We start from the raw sequence: 18,149 nt of genomic DNA on the forward strand, positions 1-18,149 counted from the left end.
ATATGAGCCAACCATTGCCTCGTTCGTCTGTAATCAAAGATTGGCAGCCTGACAACCCGGAGTTTTGGGAGCAAAAAGGGAAAGCAATTGCCAGACGAAATTTATGGATATCTATTCCATCATTGATGTTCGCATTTAGTGTTTGGATGCTTTTTAGTATTGTCGCTGTTTATTTAAATAACGTTGGATTTCAATTTACCACGAATCAACTTTTCTTACTGACTGCTTTACCTTCAATCTCTGGCGCATTGTTAAGAGTTCCATATTCATTTGTCATTCCTATCTTTGGTGGCCGCAGGTGGACAACTTTTAGCACTCTACTCTTGATCATTCCATGTATTTGGCTTGGCGTTGCTATTCAAGATACAAGCACCTCATACACAACCTTTGTGATCATTTCCCTATTATGTGGTTTTGGTGGGGCAAATTTTGCTTCAAGTATGGCAAATATTAGTTTTTTCTTTCCCAAATCTGCACAGGGTAGTGCATTAGGATTAAATGGAGGTTTAGGGAACATGGGCGTAAGTGTTGCTCAGTTTCTTGCTTCTATTGTTATTTTTGTTCCAATGTTGATTGGTTCAGCAAAATATTTATCTGACGGTTCCGCTATTTGGATTCAAAACGTTGCTTTTGTTTGGGTTCCACTTTTACTGATTTGTTCATTTGCTGCTTTTGTTGGTATGAATGATTTAGTTACGGCAAAAGCCTCTTTTTGGCAGCAGGCTGTTGTACTTAAAAATAAAACGATGTGGTTGCAGAGTTTACTTTATCTGGCAACGTTTGGCTCATTTATCGGTTTTTCTGCTGGTTTTGCGATGTTAAGTAAGACTCAGTTTCCTCAGGTTGATATTACTTCTTTTGCCTTTTTTGGTCCGCTTATTGGTGCGATTGGACGCCCTTTAGGTGGCGCTATTTCTGATCGTGTTGGTGGTGTTAAAGCAACATTTGTCAACTACATTATGATGATTATCTTCGTCATGCTACTTTTCACTACGTTGCCAGGTGTGCTATCTGATAGCGGTTCATTTATTGGTTTCTTCGGTGTCTTTATCTTTTTATTTTTTACTGCTGGATTTGGAAGTGGTTCTACTTTCCAGATGATTTCAATTGTTTTTAGACAAGAAATGATAGAGAAGATGATTAAAAAAGGTCACACAGAAGAGGAGGCTAATCGCGGCGCTGCAACAGAAACAGCAGCAGCACTGGGTTTCATTTCTGCGATTGGTGCGATTGGTGGATTTTTTATTCCTCAGGTATTTAGTCTTTCATTAAATTTATTAGATTCAGTGAGTTATGCGTTAGGCATATTTCTGGTGTTTTATGTGTTCTGTGCGATTGTCACAAAAGTTTGTTATGGACATCACAGTAAATAAAGTACGGCTTTATTAATAACAATAAATACACTTTTTATAAAAATAATTGAAGTAATGATGGTAATAATAAATATTATCAAGGAGCAATGTGCATGAGCAAGTTTATTGATCGGTTGCGGTACTTTAAGCAAGTTGAAGGAACATTTGCTGACGGGCATGGTTTGACCTTATCAGCTAATCGTGATTGGGAAAACAGTTACCGTCAGCGTTGGCAATTTGACAAAATAGTACGTTCAACACATGGGGTTAACTGTACAGGGTCGTGTAGCTGGAAAATCTACGTAAAAAATGGGCTAGTGACTTGGGAGACGCAACAAACCGACTATCCAAGAACTCGTCCGGACTTACCAAATCATGAACCTCGTGGATGTCCTCGGGGTGCAAGTTACTCTTGGTATTTATATAGTGCCAATCGTGTTAAATACCCGATGATGCGCAAACAGCTGATCACGCTTTGGCGTGAAGCGAAAGCAAAATACGCTGATCCTGTTGAAGCATGGCAATCTATCGTAAGTGACCCAGAAAAAACAAAACTCTATAAGCAAAAACGTGGACGTGGTGGTTTTATCCGTTCCGACTGGCAAGAAGTTAATGAACTGATTGCCGCTTCAAATATCTATACGATTAAAGAATTTGGTCCCGACCGTATTGCGGGATTCTCGCCAATCCCGGCCATGTCGATGGTTTCTTATGCTGCAGGTTCACGCTATTTATCATTAATTGGTGGTGTCTGTTTAAGTTTCTACGACTGGTATTGTGATTTACCACCAGCATCACCGATGACTTGGGGTGAACAAACGGATGTACCTGAATCAGCAGATTGGTATAACTCTTCTTACATAATTGCCTGGGGCTCTAATGTTCCTCAAACGCGAACACCAGATGCCCACTTCTTTACTGAGGTCAGATATAAAGGCACCAAGACAGTCGCCATTTCTCCTGATTACTCTGAAGTGGCAAAATTTAGTGATGAGTGGTTAAGCCCAAAACAAGGTACTGATAGCGCACTCGCTTTAGCAATGGGGCACGTGATTTTAAAAGAGTATCATCATGCTGAGAAAAGTGCTTATTTTACGGATTATGTGCGTCGTTTCTCTGATTTCCCAATGCTTGTATTACTGGATAAAAATACTCAAGGCCAGTACTCAGCAGGCCGTTTATTGCGAGCCAGTGATTTAGTTGATCATTTAGGACAGAGCAATAATCCAGAGTGGAAAACGGTGGCTATTGATGAAGAAACTAAATCATTCGTCTGCCCACAAGGTTCAGCTGGTTTCCGTTGGGGAGAAGATGGCAAGTGGAACCTAGAAGCTAAAGAAGGGCTAAATCAAAAAGACGTTAAGTTGCAATTAAGCTTATTGAATGACCATGATAGCGTGGTTGATGTAGGGCTCCCATATTTTGGTGGTGAAGAGCAACAATATTTTGATAGCGTAAAATTGGATGACGTTCTCTATCGTAAACTGCCAGCTAAAACGGTTCAACTTGCTGATGGAACGGAAGCATTAGTCACCTCTGTTTATGATCTTATCATGGCAAACTATGGTGTTGAACGTGGTTTAAATGATGAAAATGCAGCGGCTAATTATGATGAAGTCAAAGCCTATACGCCGGCATGGGCAGAAAAAATTACAGGTGTTCCAAAAAACCGTATTATCAAAATAGCGCGTGAATTTGCCGATAATGCACATAAAACCCATGGTCGTTCAATGGTTATCGTGGGCGCTGGTCTAAACCATTGGTTCCATATGGATATGAATTACCGTGGTTTAATTAATATGCTGGTATTTTGTGGCTGTGTAGGACAATCGGGCGGTGGTTGGTCACATTATGTGGGACAAGAAAAACTACGTCCACAAACAGGTTGGTTGCCACTAGCTTTTGCGCTTGATTGGCAAAGACCACCACGTCATATGAATAGTACTTCGTTTTTCTATAATCATTCTGGACAGTGGCGCCATGAAACAGTATCTGCACATAACTTATTATCGCCTTTAGCGGATAAAGATAAATATTCAGACAGTTTGATTGACTTTAATGTGAGAGCTGAACGTATGGGATGGTTACCTTCAGCTCCCCAGTTAGATACTAATCCAATTAAAATTAGCAAACAGGCTGAAGCAGCAGGTCTTGATGCTGTTGAGTATACTGCTAAGGCGTTAAAAGATGGCAAGATTCACTTTGCGGCTGAAGCGCCAGACGATAGCAAAAATCATCCACGCCAAATGTTTATATGGCGCTCTAATCTATTAGGGTCTTCAGGTAAAGGACATGAATACTTATTACATTACCTACTTGGTACTGAAAATGGTATTCAAAATAAAGATTTAGGAGCGCAAGGCTTACAAAAACCAGAAGAGGTGAAATGGGAAGAGCAAGCCATTACAGGTAAATTAGATTTAGTTGTGACACTTGATTTTCGCATGTCCAGCACTTGTTTGTTTTCTGATATTGTTTTACCAACAGCAACCTGGTATGAAAAAGATGATATGAATACCTCGGATATGCATCCATTTATTCATCCACTCTCTGCTGCTGTTGATCCAGCCTGGGAAGCCAAAAGCGACTGGGATATTTATAAAGATTTAGCTGAGACATTCTCTAAATTATGTCCGGGTCATTTAGGTGAAGAAACCGATATTGTGACCTTACCCATTCAGCATGATTCTGCGGCCGAGCTTGGCCAGCCATTTGATGTAAAAGATTGGAAACGTGGTGAATGTGAGCTCATTCCGGGTAAAACGGCGCCGCATATTATGAAAGTTACCCGTAATTATCCAGAGACATATACGCGTTTTACTTCTGTTGGTCCTTTACTGGAAAAACACGGTAATGGTGGTAAAGGTATTAGCTGGAATACGGATAAAGAAGTCGAGTTCTTAAGACAACTCAATGGCAGTCAGGATAGTGAGAAGCACGGTTCTCGTCCAAAAATTAATACGGCTATTGATGCAGCAGAGGTTATTTTATCTCTTGCACCGGAAACTAATGGTCAGGTAGCAGTTAAAGCATGGGAAGCCCTTGGTGAAAAAACAGGACTTGATCATAAACATTTAGCGTTGAATAAAGAAGATGAAAAAATCCGTTTCCGAGATATTCAGGCACAACCGAGAAAAATCATCTCCAGCCCGACATGGTCAGGCCTTGAGGATGAACATGTTTCTTATAATGCAGGTTATACCAATGTCCATGAGTTAATTCCATGGCGTACCATTTCTGGTCGTCAGCAACTGTATCAAGATCATGTCTGGATGCGTGATTTTGGTGAAAGCTTAATTGCTTATCGTCCGCCGGTCGATACACGTTCTGTAGAACCGATGATGAATAAAAAATCTAACGGTAATCCTGAGTTAGCACTTAACTTTATTACGCCACATCAAAAATGGGGTATTCACTCAACATATAGTGAAAACATTCATATGTTAACACTTTCTCGTGGCGGTCCTGTTGTTTGGTTAAGTGAAGGTGATGCTAGTTCACTTGGAATTGTCGATAATGACTGGATTGAGGCATTTAATACTAATGGAGCACTAACAGCACGGGCTATTGTCAGCCAACGTGTTCCGGATGGTATGGTCATTATGTACCATGCTCAAGAACGTTTGGTCAATATTCCTGGTTCCGAAATTACAGGACAACGTGGGGGGATTCATAACTCAGTCACTCGTGTTTATCCAAAACCTACTCATATGATCGGTGGTTATGTCCATTTAGCTTATGGTTTTAACTATTACGGTACTGTAGGTTCTAATCGTGATGAATTTGTCGTGGTCAGAAAAATGAATAAAGTTGACTGGTTAGATCAAGACCAACAACAGGAGAACAAATAATGAAAATTCGTTCACAAATTGGCATGGTCCTTAATTTAGATAAATGTATTGGTTGTCATACATGCTCTGTAACTTGTAAGAATGTCTGGACGAATCGTAAAGGTGTTGAGTATGCGTGGTTTAATAACGTAGAAAGTAAACCAGGTGTAGGTTTTCCTGTTGAATGGGAAAATCAAGAGCGTTGGAACGGCGGCTGGAGTTTAAATAAAAGAGGTAAATTGGTTCTAAAAGCGGGGGGTAAAGTCAGCTTATTATCTAAAATCTTTGCCAATCCTGATTTACCTGAAATTGATGATTATTATGAACCTTTTGATTTTGACTATGCACATTTAAAAAATGCACCGGAATCAAAAGCACAGCCAATTGCTCGTCCAACCTCCAAAATTACAGGACTGCGTATAGAGAAAATTATTGCTGGTCCAAATTGGGAAGATGACTTAGGTGGTGAGTTCTCTATACGTGGTAAAGATGCTAATTTCCGAGAAATGGAAAAGCAAATTTATGGTCAGTTTGAAAATACGTTTCTCGCTTATTTACCGCGTTTATGTGAGCACTGCTTAAATCCGGCCTGTGCTGCATCATGTCCAAGTGGTGCTATTTATAAGCGTGAAGAAGACGGTATTGTTTTAATTGATCAGGATAAATGTCGTGGTTGGCGTATGTGTATCTCTGGATGCCCATACAAGAAAATTTATTTTAACTGGAATAGTGGCAAATCTGAAAAATGTATCTTCTGCTATCCGCGTATTGAATCAGGAATGCCAACGGTTTGTTCTGAAACATGTGTCGGTCGTATTCGATATTTAGGTGTTATTTTATATGATGCAGATAAGATAAAAGAAGCAGCTTCAACAACAGATGAAAAAGATTTATACAAACAGCAATTATCCGTATTCTTAGATCCAAATGATCCAGAAATTATTAAGCAGGCTTTAGCTGATGGTATACCACAAAGTGTTATTGACGCTGCACAAAAGTCACCGGTGTATAAACTTGCTATAGACTGGCAATTGGCATTACCACTCCATCCTGAGTATCGAACGTTACCAATGGTTTGGTATGTTCCTCCACTATCACCAATTCAATCTGCAATAGGGAATGATGAATCAAATGAGGCATTATTACCAAATATTGAACAGTTACGTATCCCATTACAATATCTAGCAAATTTATTAACTGCTGGTGATGTAGAACCGGTATTGCTTGCACTTAAACGTATGATGGCGATGCGTCAATATAAACGTGCAGAATTGGTTGATAATATAAAAGCTGAGGCACTCTTGACTGAAGTGGGCTTAACAGAAGCACAGATTCAGGAAATGTATCGTTATTTAGCTATTGCTAATTATGAAGATCGTTTTGTCATTCCAACCCATCATCCGGAACTCTCTCATCCTGTTTTTGCAGAAGCAGGAGGATGTGGTTTCTCATTTGGTGATGGTTGTAATGGTAGCGATAGTCGTTATAACTTATTTGATGCTCATCAGGCAAAACCCATTGAAGTGGTTGAACCAAGAAAAATGAAGGGGTAAATAATAATGAAAAGTTTAATGATTATCTCCTGTTTGCTGGAGCATCCTACAAAAGAGATCTGGCAGGCAAAAGACGAACTACTGACAGAAGTCGCGACTTGTGATGAGCTTTCTGTAGAACAAAAACATCAACTCATGTCGTTTATTCAGACTTATTTATCAATGCCTCTACTGGAAGCACAATCACTATATTGTGAGACGTTTGATTTAGGACAAGTAACATCCTTACTGATTTTTGAACATGTTCATGGTGATTCCCGTGAGCGTGGACAGGCGATGGTGGAACTGATGAACCATTATCAACAGGCTGGACTCATGTTACATGACCAAAAACAATTACCCGATTACTTGCCATTATTTTTGGAGTTTATTGCCCAATTACCGGTAGATAAGCAGCCATCATGGTTACATGGTATTGCAACAGTGATTCGTTTACTTGAAATGCGATTAGAGAAAAAAGAGAGTATCTATCAATCTCTATTTACACTCCTATTTGCCTTAAGTGCTACCCAAGTTGATGAACCAACACTACAGCAACAAGTTGCGCAAGAAGAGGTCAGCTATACGCCACAAATGCTAGATAAGATCTGGCAGGAAGAGCAAATATTATTTCAGGCTGGTTCATCTTGTCAGGATAATATTGCTGCAAAAAATCGTAATTATATGCAGGCCCCTGTTTACTATATTGATATGGATGAAGATAAAAGGAGTAGAGCATGAATTTTATTCATTCGTTCTTTTTTAATATTTACCCTTATATTGTGGTTACTGTCTTTATTGTTGGTAGCTTACTGCGTTATGATTATGGCCAATATACATGGAGAGCGGGTTCCAGCCAGTTACTGAGTAAGAAAAATATGCGTTGGGCCTCTAACTTATTTCATGTTGGAATTATTGGGATTTTCTTTGGACATCTTGTTGGCCTGTTAACACCACATTGGGTATATGAACCTTTTATTTCGGCTGGACATAAACAAATTTTAGCCATGACTGCTGGTGGGATTTTTGGAATAATGACGTTGATTGGTGGTGGAGCATTATTTTACCGTCGCCTGACTAATCAACGTGTACGAGCAACATCAAGTATTGCTGATATTTTAGTTATTGGCATTTTAGTGGTACAAGTGATACTAGGTTTAACTACTATTGTGTCATCAACTCAACATCTGGATGGTAGTGTTATGTTGCTTCTTTCTCAATGGTGTCAGGATATTGTGACATTTAGATTTGGTGCAGGTGATTTATTAATTAATGTTCCTTTGATTTTTAAATTACATATAGTACTTGGTATGACGATTTTCTTAATTTTTCCATTTACACGACTCGTACACATCTGGAGTGTACCATTGGAATATTTAACACGCCGTTATCAAATTGTACGAACCAGAAAATAAATTATTATTTGTAACAAAAAGGCGGTAAATCCGCCTTTTTTAATATCTAAATAAAATTCATCGATCGGTAATGACATCCCCTTTATTAAAAAAGATACCTGAGAATAGTTGGAAGTTGATCATCAATCCCTGATAGAATAAAATTCATTGTAGTAACAGAATTACTTCACCTATTAAATTAAGGACGCCAGAAATGCCAAAAATTACTGTTGAATACTCTAAAAATCTTACTGATCAACAAGCGTTTGATCCAAGAACATTATTGGTTGAAATTAATAAAGCAGTAAATTCTGTTGGTGAATTTAAAGAACAAAATATTCGTAGCGTTATTCATTGTAATGATGTTTTTGTTGTTGGTATTCATCCTGAAAATCGTGCATTTATTGAAGTGTCTATTCAAATTATTGACGGGCGCTCTTTTGCGATCAAAAATGATGTGACAACACGTGTTTTAAATGTGCTGAAAGCACAAGTGAAACCGGTTGGTAATTTAGGGATTAACTTTTCTGTTGATGTGAGCGATTTAAATCGTAACGTATTTGTAAATGAAGTCTTTGTGACGTTGCCAAATACCTGATTTATTTTTAATATCAGTTAAATAAACAGGCATCTTGCTACTATTGGAAGATGCCTATTTTCTTTCTGTGACATGTAAAACCGGATTATATTCAGAACGCATGTAGGAGAGATTATATTCACATGGTGTACCATCATTCAGATAAGTCACTTCTTCCAGTCTCAGTAACGGCACATTTTTAGTGATGTGTAGCAACGCAACCAGTTCATGATCAGTGGCACTCACCGCGGTAATGGTTTGAATTTGTTTCTTCATCTTTTTACCAGTACTGTGTTCAATATACTCAAATTTTGATTTTTCCAGTTCACTGAATTCAAATTGTGGGATCAGATAAGTCGGGATATAGGTATATTGCAGCACAACTGGGATTTCATCAAAACTGAGTAAACGCTTCACATAATAAACATAATCAGTGGCCTTAATTTTAAGGAAACTGGCCATCTCTTTATCCGGAACCGGAATAATGCTGGCGGAAATCACCTTACGCTGACCTTTATGCCCGCGCTTTTTAGCCTGATAGTCAAAATGGGAATGCACATTAAATTTACCAGTCAAATTCACTTTATTATTGGGTGAACCTAAATGAATTCCGGATCCTTTAATCCGATAAATCAGTCCTTCTTCAATTAAATGCCTCGTGGCTTCTCTGACGGTCACACGGGTCACACCTAATTCCTGAGCAATATTAATTTCAGTATCGATTTTATCGTCGATAGATAAGTTCTTTTTCTCTATCAATGCAGTAATGTAATCGATCACTGTTTGCTGTTTATTTGTAATTTTATTGCTCATGGCAGTCCTTACCTTGCATAGACAAATTGGAGCATTATAGCTTGAAATATTATTGTACCCTTTAACTTTATAGATAACGATAAATATTTCACCTGGCACACAATTCTATTAATAAATTTATTTTAAACATATAGTTATTACATTAATTGATATGTTGTTATGCAGTTTATCATAAAAAATAAAGAATTTGTGATCAAATTAACAAATTAAAAAGTTTATTAAAATTTTCTCTTTTCATCTTTTTTATTATCTCTATAATTCAATATGACTATACATAATTATCTTGTATATACAAATAAGTGATTTTTAAGATAAAAAAACACGATGCTGAGTAAAAATTCATAGTCTTTATCATTAAATATTTTATTTATATTAAGTTAAAGATTAATTTGATTTATTTTTAGAAAGAGAAAGCAAGTTGATTGTGTAGACAAATAAAGATTTTTATCCAAATATTTTGCAGTAACACAAATAAAGAAAGCTAAATCGATACACGTTAGGTTAGGCATAGCGCCTTTTCTGAAAACAATGCATAGAGATTTAAGAGGTATTTATTATGGTAAGCAAATGGTTAGATCTTGATAGTAAAGTAATCATCGTGACCGGCGGCAGCGCAGGTATTGGTGAAAATATTGTCGCTAATTTATTAGCAAATAACGCAGAGGTGGTGATAGCAGACAGAAATCCACCACAAGTATCTCATCCAAAAATAACCTTTATCCAATGTAACGTAGCGATCCGGGCTGACGTACAAAATATGGTGCAAAGTGTTATCTCAAAATTTCATCGAATCGATGGACTCGTCAATAATGCTGGTGTGAACCGGGCTCGTTTATTAGTTGATTATTATCATAACGATAAAAACCATGAGCTCAGTGACGATGATTTTGATCATATGGTCAACGTTAATCAAAAAGCGGTGTTCATCTGTAGTCAGGAAGTCGCACGACAAATGGTTAAACAACAATCGGGCGTCATTGTGAATATCGCGTCAGAAGCGGGTATTGAGGGTTCTAAAGGGCAGAGTTGTTATTCTGCCACTAAAGCCGCTGTGCATGCCTTTACGTTGTCGTGGGCTAAAGAACTGGGACAATTCAATATTCGTGTTGTGGGTGTTGCGCCAGGTATCAACGAACCAACGCCAATGGGCAATCCTGCTCATCAAAAAGATCTCGCTTATACCAGAGGCATGGAAGTCTCTGGTGTGAAAGGAAATTATCAACAATCTATTCCGCTTGGCCGTCCTGGGCGATTAGAGGAGATTGCTGATTTGGTCTCTTATTTGGTCTCTGACCACTCAAGTTATATCACTGGTACAACGGTAAATATTACTGGCGGAAAATCCAGAGGTTAATCAGCGTGTTAATTTGATTTTAGATTGTAACAAAACAGGAATATTCGATGAGTAAAACATCTACACTCCCGTGGATCTTAGTGGTAACCCACGGCAATTTTGGGCAAGAACTGGTGAAAAGCTGTGAAATGATTGTGGGAAAAATGAAGGATGTTTATTGTTTTTCTTTAATTGCAGACATGGCTCCGGAGCAGCTTTACGAAAAGATTGCCCAGACATTAAAAGACGCACCGACTGGTAGCATTATTTTAACCGATATTTATGGAGGAACCCCATCAAACGTAAGCGCTATATTTGCTAAAAAATATCAGTACCCAGTGATCAGTGGTATCAGTTTACCCATCTTAATTGAAGCTGATATGTCACGTGATGAATTACAGGGTAATGAGCTTTCTGGTCGAATATTTGAGACTGGTGTGCAAGGTATTAAAAACATCACTCAAATAGTAAATGAAAGGGGATAAGTATGAAAAATATAAAACTCGTTCGGGTCGATTTCCGACTGATTCATGGGCAAGTGATTACTAAATGGAAAAATATTATCGCCGCTAATCAAATCATTATTGTTGATGACAAATTAGCTAAAGATCCTTTTTTATCTGATATTTATGTAATGGCGGCGCCGCCTGATGTTGCAGTACATGTGCTTCCTGAAGATGACTTTGTGGCAAAAGTACAGCAAGGTACTTTTGATGATGGTAGCAGCAATGTTCTGATTTTATTCAAATCTATTGGTAATGTGCGTCGTATTGTCGAAAAAGGTGTGCCATTTTCTGAATTACAAATTGGTGGCTTAGGTGGTGGTGAAAACCGTAAAACTGTCGTCACTGGTGTTTCTATTGATACTAACGATCTTGAAGACCTGAAATTTATGCAAAGTAAAAATGTGAATGTGCATTTTCAGGTCACTCCAGAGGAGGCTAAGGTCGGTTTAGATAAAGCAATCAGTAAACTAGGAGGATAACTTATGTTAGGAGTCGCAATATTTGCAGGCTTATGGTACTGGATCTGTAAAACAGATATTGGTTATGCCATTACTCATGCTATCAGACAGCCTCTGTTTTCCGCGGTGATTATCGGGATCCTGATGAATGATATTACTCAGGCCGTCATTATCGGTGCTGCGATACAAATTCTTTATATTGGACTGGTTGCAGCCGGTTCTAATTTACCCGCTGATGACTGCTTAGCCGGACTGATCGCTATTCCCTTAGCGATTAAAACAGGATTAACACCAGAACTGGCTATAGCCATTGCGGTACCAATTGGTGTGATGGGTGTATTTATCGATCAGTTTAGAAAAACCGTCAATGCTGTGTTTGTCCATATGGCAGATAAATATGCCGATGAATGTAATGTCCGTCAGATAAAAATGTGTGCCATTGTCTACCCGACAATTCTGAGTTTCTTTTTACGTTTTCCGGTACCATTTTTAGCCATTATGTATGGTGAAAACAGTATTAATGCTTTCCTCAATAATGTTCCTGAGTGGCTGATTCATGGCTTTAGTGTGGCGGGCGGTTTATTACCTGCGCTGGGCTTTGCCTTAACCATTTTTGTGATTGGTAAAAAAGCCTTACTACCGTGGTTCTTTATTGGCTATTTCATCGTGCAATTTAGTGGCATTCCGGTATTTGGTGCAGCCGTATTTGGCTTATGTGCCGTACTACTTATTGCTCATTATCAAAGTAAAAAAGAAGCGTAAGAGGAATAACAAATGGATAATCAAATTACCGAAAAAGATGTCAAAAACAGCTGGCTTTATTACTACATTGTTTGTGAGATGGGGATCTCTTATGAGCGTCTGCAGGCACTGGGTTTTACTGTTGCCATGATCCCAATTCTGGAAAAACTTTATCCTAATAAAGAAGACTTAAAACAAGCGTTAAAGCGCCATCTGGTTTTTTATAATACTGAGGCCGTTTATGGTGCACCAATTAACGGTATTGTCATTGCAATGGAAGAACAAAAAGCCAAAGGCGCCGATATTGAAGATGACGCAATTACGGGAATTAAAACCGGACTTATGGGGCCTATGGCGGGTATTGGTGACTCAATTGACTGGGCAACGCTGAAGCCGATCATCTTTGGTTTAGCCGTAACTCTTTCTACTAATGGCAGTATTATCGGTGCGCTATTTATGCTACTCCTGCCGTTAATCCAAATCGTAGTGGGTAGAAAACTGGCGGCTTACGGTTACCGCGCAGGTCAGGCATCAATTCGTGAAATCTTAAATTCCGGACATATTAAAACACTCATTCTTGGTGCCAGTACGCTTGGTCTGTTTATGATGGGGGCATTATCTTCTACGTACGTCAAGCTAAGTACGCCGATTACCTTTAGTTTTGGCGATGCTAACCGGCCATTTGTATTACAAGACGTTATCAACAGTATTATTCCGGGTTTATTACCGCTGATTGCCGTCTTTGGTATCTATTGGTGGCTTTTGAAGAAAAACCAAAACTTTACCATGATTATGATCTTAATTGTAACTATCTCAATTGGTGGCTCATTTATTGGATTGTTTTAAATAACAAAGGCACCGGGTAGCTGACACCCGGTGCTAATTAAGATAATTTTTAGGAGAGTGAAAGTGAAAGCAATCCATTTTGGAGCTGGCAGTATCGGGCGCGGTTTTATTGGTGATTTACTGCATGATTCTGGTTATCAAATTGTGTTTATTGATGTTAATGCTCAGTTAGCCGAACAGATGAATAAAACCGGTAGTTATGATCTCTATTTAGTTGATGAGAACTACAAAAAGAAGACCATTAATCAGGTCTCGGCTCTGTCCCCTTTGACACAAAAAGAGCAGGTGATTGCAGCAATTTGTGATGCGGACTTAATCACTACATCAGTCTGGGCAGATAATCTGGCAAAAATTGCTCCGGTATTACATCTGGGCTTACTTGCCAGAAAAGCTAAAAACAGACCTAAAGTGAATGTTGTTGTTTGTGAAAATGCCATGGAAAATGGTGATATTTTGCTAGCAGAGCTTTTGAAATGTCAGCCATCAGTAACAAAATCTGAACTGAACCAACTGGCTTGTTTCCCAAATACTGCTGTAGATCGCTTAGTGTTAAATTCTCACCGGGACGGTAATGATACGATTGATATTGGTCGTGATTTTGAGCTGGTGATTGAAAAGCATAAACTCGTCGACTCTACTGATGAACCTATTAAAGGTGCTGAATATACCGATAATCTGAGTAAATATTTAGCGCGTAAACTCTATGTGATTAATGGTGGACATGCCTGGGCTGGTTATATCGGCTATGTGTATGGTTATGACATTATTCAGGATGTCTTTAATGATCAAAAACTGGTAGGTCAGGTTAAAGAGACGATGCGCGAAGTTGCCCAGCTACTGGTCAAACAATATCAGTTTGATTATCAGGAATTACTCGACTATATCGACTTTGCGGTGAATCGTTTCCAGACTCCGGGGATTGTTGACACCATTAATCGAGTTTGTCGTTCTCCAATTCGTAAATTAGCTCCTCAGGATCGTTTAGTCGGCCCGGCTGTACTTTGTGAACAATATCAGTGTGATAATCACTTCATAATCAAAGGTATTGCAGCTGCATTCCTATTCTTTAACGCTGATGACCAGCAATGTATTGAACTCAAACAATATATTGAACAAAACAGTATTGAAAAAGCAATTACACATTACACCGCGATCAAGCCGGAAGCTTCCATGTATCAGCAGATTTTACAAAATTATTATGAGTTAAAAGCAATTAAACAACAGCATCGACATGACGGGTAGGTGACAGAGATGAAATTTTCCAATAAAAGCGGGCTGTTTATTGTTGAACAGCTAATTACTGCGATACAGGCTAATAAAGAGTATCTCAGTGATATTGACGGTGCTGTAGGTGATGGCGATCACGGCATCAATATGAATAAAGGTTTCGCCTTAGCCAGAGAAGAACTGGATAACCAGACAATGAATCTGAGTGATGGTTTGATGACTATCAGTAAAGTGCTGGTGAATAAAATTGGTGGTTCCATGGGGCCACTCTATGGCAGCTTATTTAGAGGGCTGAGCGTGGCATCTCGCATCAGTGAGCAAATCGATAAAGAGGTGATGTTTGCCATGCTAGAAAAGGCCAGTAACAACGTTAAACAATTAACCACGGCGCAAGTTGGTGATAAGACGCTGATCGATGTACTTGACCCTGCAATAGCTGCTTATGAGCAGGCGTTGCAACAAAATAAATCTTTTATTGAATGTTTAGATGCGATGACTCATGCCAGTGAGAAAGGCTGGCAGTCGACCAAAGATTTAATTGCTAAAGTTGGGCGTGGTAGTCGTCTAGGTGAAAGAACAGTTGGTCATCTTGATGCCGGGGCAACATCCTGTCACATCATTTTGAACACTATCGCAGAGTCGGCAATGACTTTACTGCAAAAACAGGGGGAACAGTATGCAACGATTTATTAATGATCCTGACTTAGTGGTTGAAGATATGTTAAAGGGTTATCAAAAAGCCCATCAGGATTTAATTACGGTTTCTAAAAATAATGATCGAGTCATTAAACTAAAAAATGCGCCGATTAAAGGAAAAGTAGGCATTGTTACTGGTGGTGGTAGCGGGCATGAGCCCTGTTTTTTAGGCTATGTTGGTCATAATATGGTTGATGCGGTCGCGGTCGGAGAAGTGTTCTCATCACCAACCGCTCAGTCATTCTATGATGCCTTTACTGAAGCAGATGCCGGTCAGGGAGTCGCCTGTTTATTTGGTAACTATGCCGGTGACAATATGAACGTCAAAATGGCAATTCAAATGGCAGAAGATGATGGTATTACTGTGAAATACGTTACTGCCACAGATGATGTTGCCTCATCACCAAAAGAGACTCGTCATAAACGGCATGGCATTGCCGGTGGTGTCTTTATGTGGAAAGTTGGCGGCGCCAGAGCAGCACTTGGCGGCTCGCTTGATGAAGTAATAACTTCTGCACAAAAGGCGGTGGATAACACGCGCAGTATTTGTGTTGGGCTTTCAGCCTGTACGATTCCAGCTGTTGGTCATCCAAACTTTAAAATTGCTGAAAATACGATGGAATTTGGGATTGGTCATCATGGTGAAGCGGGTATTCGGGTTGAAGCCATTAAAACCGCAGATGAAATTGCCACAGAAATGACGCAGGCAATTTTAGATGATTTTTCTTTCTCTGATTCAAATCATGAACTGGCTGTCATGCTATCCGGGCTGGGTACCACACCAATTATGGAGTTGTATATCTTGTATGACAAAGTAGAAAAAATCCTCAAGGAAAAGGGACTCTGTATCTACAAAGTCTTTATCGGAAATTATGTGACATCGCTGGATATGAATGGGACTTGCCTGACCATTATGCAACTTGATGATGAGTTGAAAACTTTACTTGATCATCCTGCTAAATCAGTCGGAATTGAAATTAGCGCAAAATAATAACTAGATATTTTTATATGACTTAGAACTTCAATTTAACTAAAGGATAGTATGTATGAAACTACAATTAGCACTTGATGAGTTAAAACTTCCTGAAGCCTTAGCCTTAGCTGAAAAGGTGATTGATTATGTGGATATTATTGAAATTGGTACTCCGTTTGTGATCGATGAAGGAATGAATGCGGTCAGAAAATTTAGAGAGAAGTTTCCGCACGTAGAGATACTTTCTGACGAAAAGATTATGGATGGTGGGCACCTGGAGTCAAAGCTGGCTTTTGAAGCTGGGGCAAACTACGTTACGGTGCTTGGTGTGACTGATATTTTAACTGTTAAAGCATGTTTAAAAGCAGCAAAAGAGTATAACAAAGAAGTTGTAGTGGACATGATTTGTGTTGAAGATCTGCCGACAAAAATTCGTGAGATGGAAGAGATTGGCGCTCATGTTTTAGCGGTGCATACTGGCGCTGACCAGCAGGCAGCCGGGCGTCAGCCAATTGATGATTTAAAAGTGATGGTAGCTCATGCTAAAAAAGCCAAAATTGCAGTTGCTGGTGGAATTAACAGTAAGACTATTCATAAATACGTTGAGCTTAATCCGGATATTATTATTGTTGGTTCTGGGATTGGTAATGCAGCAGACCCGGTTGAAGAAGCTCGCCTGATTAAACAAGCCATGACTAAATAGGGAAGGAATATCGTATGTCAAAATGTAAAAATTTATTGGCGATTATTACTGAATTATCGAGTGATGCACAATTAGTTGATAGTAAGAGTGTGGAAAAAGTACAGAAGCTAATTTGTAATGCCAAGCGGATTTTTTTGGCCGGAGCAGGGCGTTCAGGTTTTGCTGCCAGGGCTTTCTCTAACCGCTTAATGCACTTGGGTTATACGGTGTATTTTGTGGGTGAACCGACAACTCCATCAATCCAAAAAGGTGACTTACTGATTATTGGATCAGGATCCGGCGAAACTGGGAGTTTGGTCACTATGGCGCAAAAAGCTCATAAACAAGGCGCTAAGATCGCAACATTGACAATCTTTCCTGAGAATACAATCGGCAAACTGGCAAGTGCTTGTATTAAGATTCCAGGAATGACGGCAAAAAGCGATTCTAAAAATGAGAAAGCAGAAACAGTACAGCCACTTGGTTCTTCGTTTGAGCAATTAAGCTGGCTGGTTTATGACAGCATGATTATTGAACTGAAGAAAATCACCGGGCAGTCAGATGAACAGATGTTTTATCGGCATGCGAATTTAGAGTAGGGATTGGGGCTGTTGGCCCCTTTTTAATGCGGATTTAGTGTTGTTATTAGCAGGGTATTTAAGCGGGGAGCACGCCCCACTTTACGTGTTTTTTGTGTAGTTAGTTGTTATTAGCATTGGGTTTGGGGCGGGCTGCGCCGCCCGTGCGTAATGTTTTGGTGATGTCATTAGTAGGGTTTTGAGTGGGGTAGTGACCCCACTGTCGCTTTGCTTTTGTTTTGTGTAGTGGCTGGTGCAGTGGGACTTGATGGCCTACCGCACCCCATAGGCACCCGCTCGAGGACTCGCTAAGACCTATGAGGTACGCTCTCCATCAATCACGGCAACGGCTTTGTAAATTACAGTACAACCATCAAAACTAATCATAATAAAATTAACATTAAAAATAGATTTTCTTATTAAATTCAATGTACAAATATAATCTTTATATCTTTGGATATTATAGAAAGTCAATTGAGCTTAGCGGTGCTATGGAGTAAGCGTTACATGGATTGCATGTTCAGCGCATCGGAATAGTACCGTTAAGCTCACCCACAGACTAATTATTGTCACCATACTAAGATCTATCAAGCGCGGCAGTGCCGCGCAAC

At 39.2% G+C, this 18,149-nt stretch carries 17 protein-coding genes; 16 read left to right on the forward strand and 1 reads right to left on the reverse strand.

Translation table 11 applies throughout. The features are described from left to right. The first annotated feature begins 2 nt into the window (after positions 1-2). From IPMB12_RS08345 to IPMB12_RS08370, 6 genes are all read left to right on the forward strand, one after another. Complete coding sequence (locus IPMB12_RS08345; protein WP_166916747.1) at positions 3-1,373, forward strand: NarK family nitrate/nitrite MFS transporter; 1,371 nt, start codon at positions 3-5, stop codon at positions 1,371-1,373. A 92-nt stretch (positions 1,374-1,465) separates the two neighbouring features. Next, on the forward strand, positions 1,466-5,203 hold the full coding sequence (locus tag IPMB12_RS08350) for a nitrate reductase subunit alpha (protein WP_166916749.1): 3,738 nt from the start codon (positions 1,466-1,468) through the stop codon (positions 5,201-5,203). Further along, positions 5,203-6,735: a nitrate reductase subunit beta gene (narH, locus tag IPMB12_RS08355; RefSeq protein WP_166916751.1), complete on the forward strand. Its 1,533-nt coding sequence runs from the start codon at positions 5,203-5,205 to the stop codon at positions 6,733-6,735. Before IPMB12_RS08350 ends, narH begins: the two co-directional genes overlap by 1 nt. Positions 6,736-6,741: 6 nt before the next feature. Then, positions 6,742-7,455 (forward strand): nitrate reductase molybdenum cofactor assembly chaperone, encoded by a 714-nt coding sequence (gene narJ, locus IPMB12_RS08360; RefSeq protein ID WP_166916753.1) that lies wholly within the window; start codon positions 6,742-6,744, stop codon positions 7,453-7,455. Then, positions 7,452-8,129 carry a respiratory nitrate reductase subunit gamma gene (gene narI / locus IPMB12_RS08365; RefSeq protein ID WP_166916755.1) on the forward strand — a complete coding sequence of 226 codons (678 nt, stop codon included), beginning with the start codon at positions 7,452-7,454 and terminating at the stop codon, positions 8,127-8,129. Before narJ ends, narI begins: the two co-directional genes overlap by 4 nt. A 193-nt stretch (positions 8,130-8,322) precedes the next feature. Continuing rightward, positions 8,323-8,706, forward strand: coding sequence for a 5-carboxymethyl-2-hydroxymuconate Delta-isomerase (locus IPMB12_RS08370; RefSeq protein WP_166916757.1), 384 nt, complete (start codon positions 8,323-8,325; stop codon positions 8,704-8,706). A gap of 54 nt (positions 8,707-8,760) precedes the next feature. On the opposite strand, the gene IPMB12_RS08375 is transcribed toward IPMB12_RS08370, so the two are convergent. Beyond that, the gene (locus IPMB12_RS08375) at positions 8,761-9,498 is read right to left on the reverse strand and encodes a GntR family transcriptional regulator (RefSeq protein ID WP_166916759.1); all 738 of its coding nucleotides are present in this window, start codon (positions 9,496-9,498) and stop codon (positions 8,761-8,763) included. A gap of 556 nt (positions 9,499-10,054) precedes the next feature. Between IPMB12_RS08375 and IPMB12_RS08380 the strand changes: the two genes are divergently transcribed. The 10 genes from IPMB12_RS08380 to hxlB all read left to right on the forward strand — a co-directional run bounded on the left by IPMB12_RS08380 (position 10,055) and on the right by hxlB (position 17,559). After that, positions 10,055-10,852 (forward strand): SDR family oxidoreductase, encoded by a 798-nt coding sequence (locus IPMB12_RS08380; RefSeq protein WP_166916761.1) that lies wholly within the window; start codon positions 10,055-10,057, stop codon positions 10,850-10,852. 47 nt (positions 10,853-10,899) lie between these two features. Next, positions 10,900-11,316: a PTS sugar transporter subunit IIA gene (locus IPMB12_RS08385; RefSeq protein ID WP_166916763.1), complete on the forward strand. Its 417-nt coding sequence runs from the start codon at positions 10,900-10,902 to the stop codon at positions 11,314-11,316. Between the two features lie 2 nt (positions 11,317-11,318). Then, a complete protein-coding gene (locus tag IPMB12_RS08390; protein WP_166916765.1) occupies positions 11,319-11,816 on the forward strand; it encodes a PTS sugar transporter subunit IIB in 498 nt (165 codons plus the stop codon). Between the two features lie 3 nt (positions 11,817-11,819). Further along, positions 11,820-12,557, forward strand: coding sequence for a PTS mannose/fructose/sorbose/N-acetylgalactosamine transporter subunit IIC (locus IPMB12_RS08395; RefSeq protein WP_166916772.1), 738 nt, complete (start codon positions 11,820-11,822; stop codon positions 12,555-12,557). A gap of 12 nt (positions 12,558-12,569) precedes the next feature. After that, positions 12,570-13,382 (forward strand): PTS system mannose/fructose/sorbose family transporter subunit IID, encoded by an 813-nt coding sequence (locus tag IPMB12_RS08400; RefSeq protein ID WP_166916774.1) that lies wholly within the window; start codon positions 12,570-12,572, stop codon positions 13,380-13,382. 63 nt (positions 13,383-13,445) lie between these two features. Then, a complete protein-coding gene (locus IPMB12_RS08405; RefSeq protein ID WP_166916776.1) occupies positions 13,446-14,624 on the forward strand; it encodes a mannitol dehydrogenase family protein in 1,179 nt (392 codons plus the stop codon). 9 nt (positions 14,625-14,633) lie between these two features. After that, positions 14,634-15,302, forward strand: a complete 669-nt coding sequence (dhaL, locus tag IPMB12_RS08410) for a dihydroxyacetone kinase subunit DhaL (RefSeq protein ID WP_166916778.1) — start codon at positions 14,634-14,636, stop codon at positions 15,300-15,302. Next, a complete protein-coding gene (locus IPMB12_RS08415) occupies positions 15,286-16,296 on the forward strand; it encodes a dihydroxyacetone kinase subunit DhaK (RefSeq protein ID WP_166916780.1) in 1,011 nt (336 codons plus the stop codon). Before dhaL ends, IPMB12_RS08415 begins: the two co-directional genes overlap by 17 nt. Before the next feature lie 55 nt (positions 16,297-16,351). Continuing rightward, positions 16,352-16,981, forward strand: coding sequence for a 3-hexulose-6-phosphate synthase (hxlA, locus tag IPMB12_RS08420; RefSeq protein ID WP_166916782.1), 630 nt, complete (start codon positions 16,352-16,354; stop codon positions 16,979-16,981). A 14-nt stretch (positions 16,982-16,995) separates the two neighbouring features. Continuing rightward, the gene (gene hxlB / locus IPMB12_RS08425; RefSeq protein ID WP_166916784.1) at positions 16,996-17,559 is read left to right on the forward strand and encodes a 6-phospho-3-hexuloisomerase; all 564 of its coding nucleotides are present in this window, start codon (positions 16,996-16,998) and stop codon (positions 17,557-17,559) included. Positions 17,560-18,149: the final 590 nt, after the last annotated feature.

Source organism: Zophobihabitans entericus (assembly GCF_011745665.1).
In the GTDB taxonomy this organism is placed as follows: Bacteria; Pseudomonadota; Gammaproteobacteria; order Enterobacterales; family Orbaceae; genus Zophobihabitans; species Zophobihabitans entericus.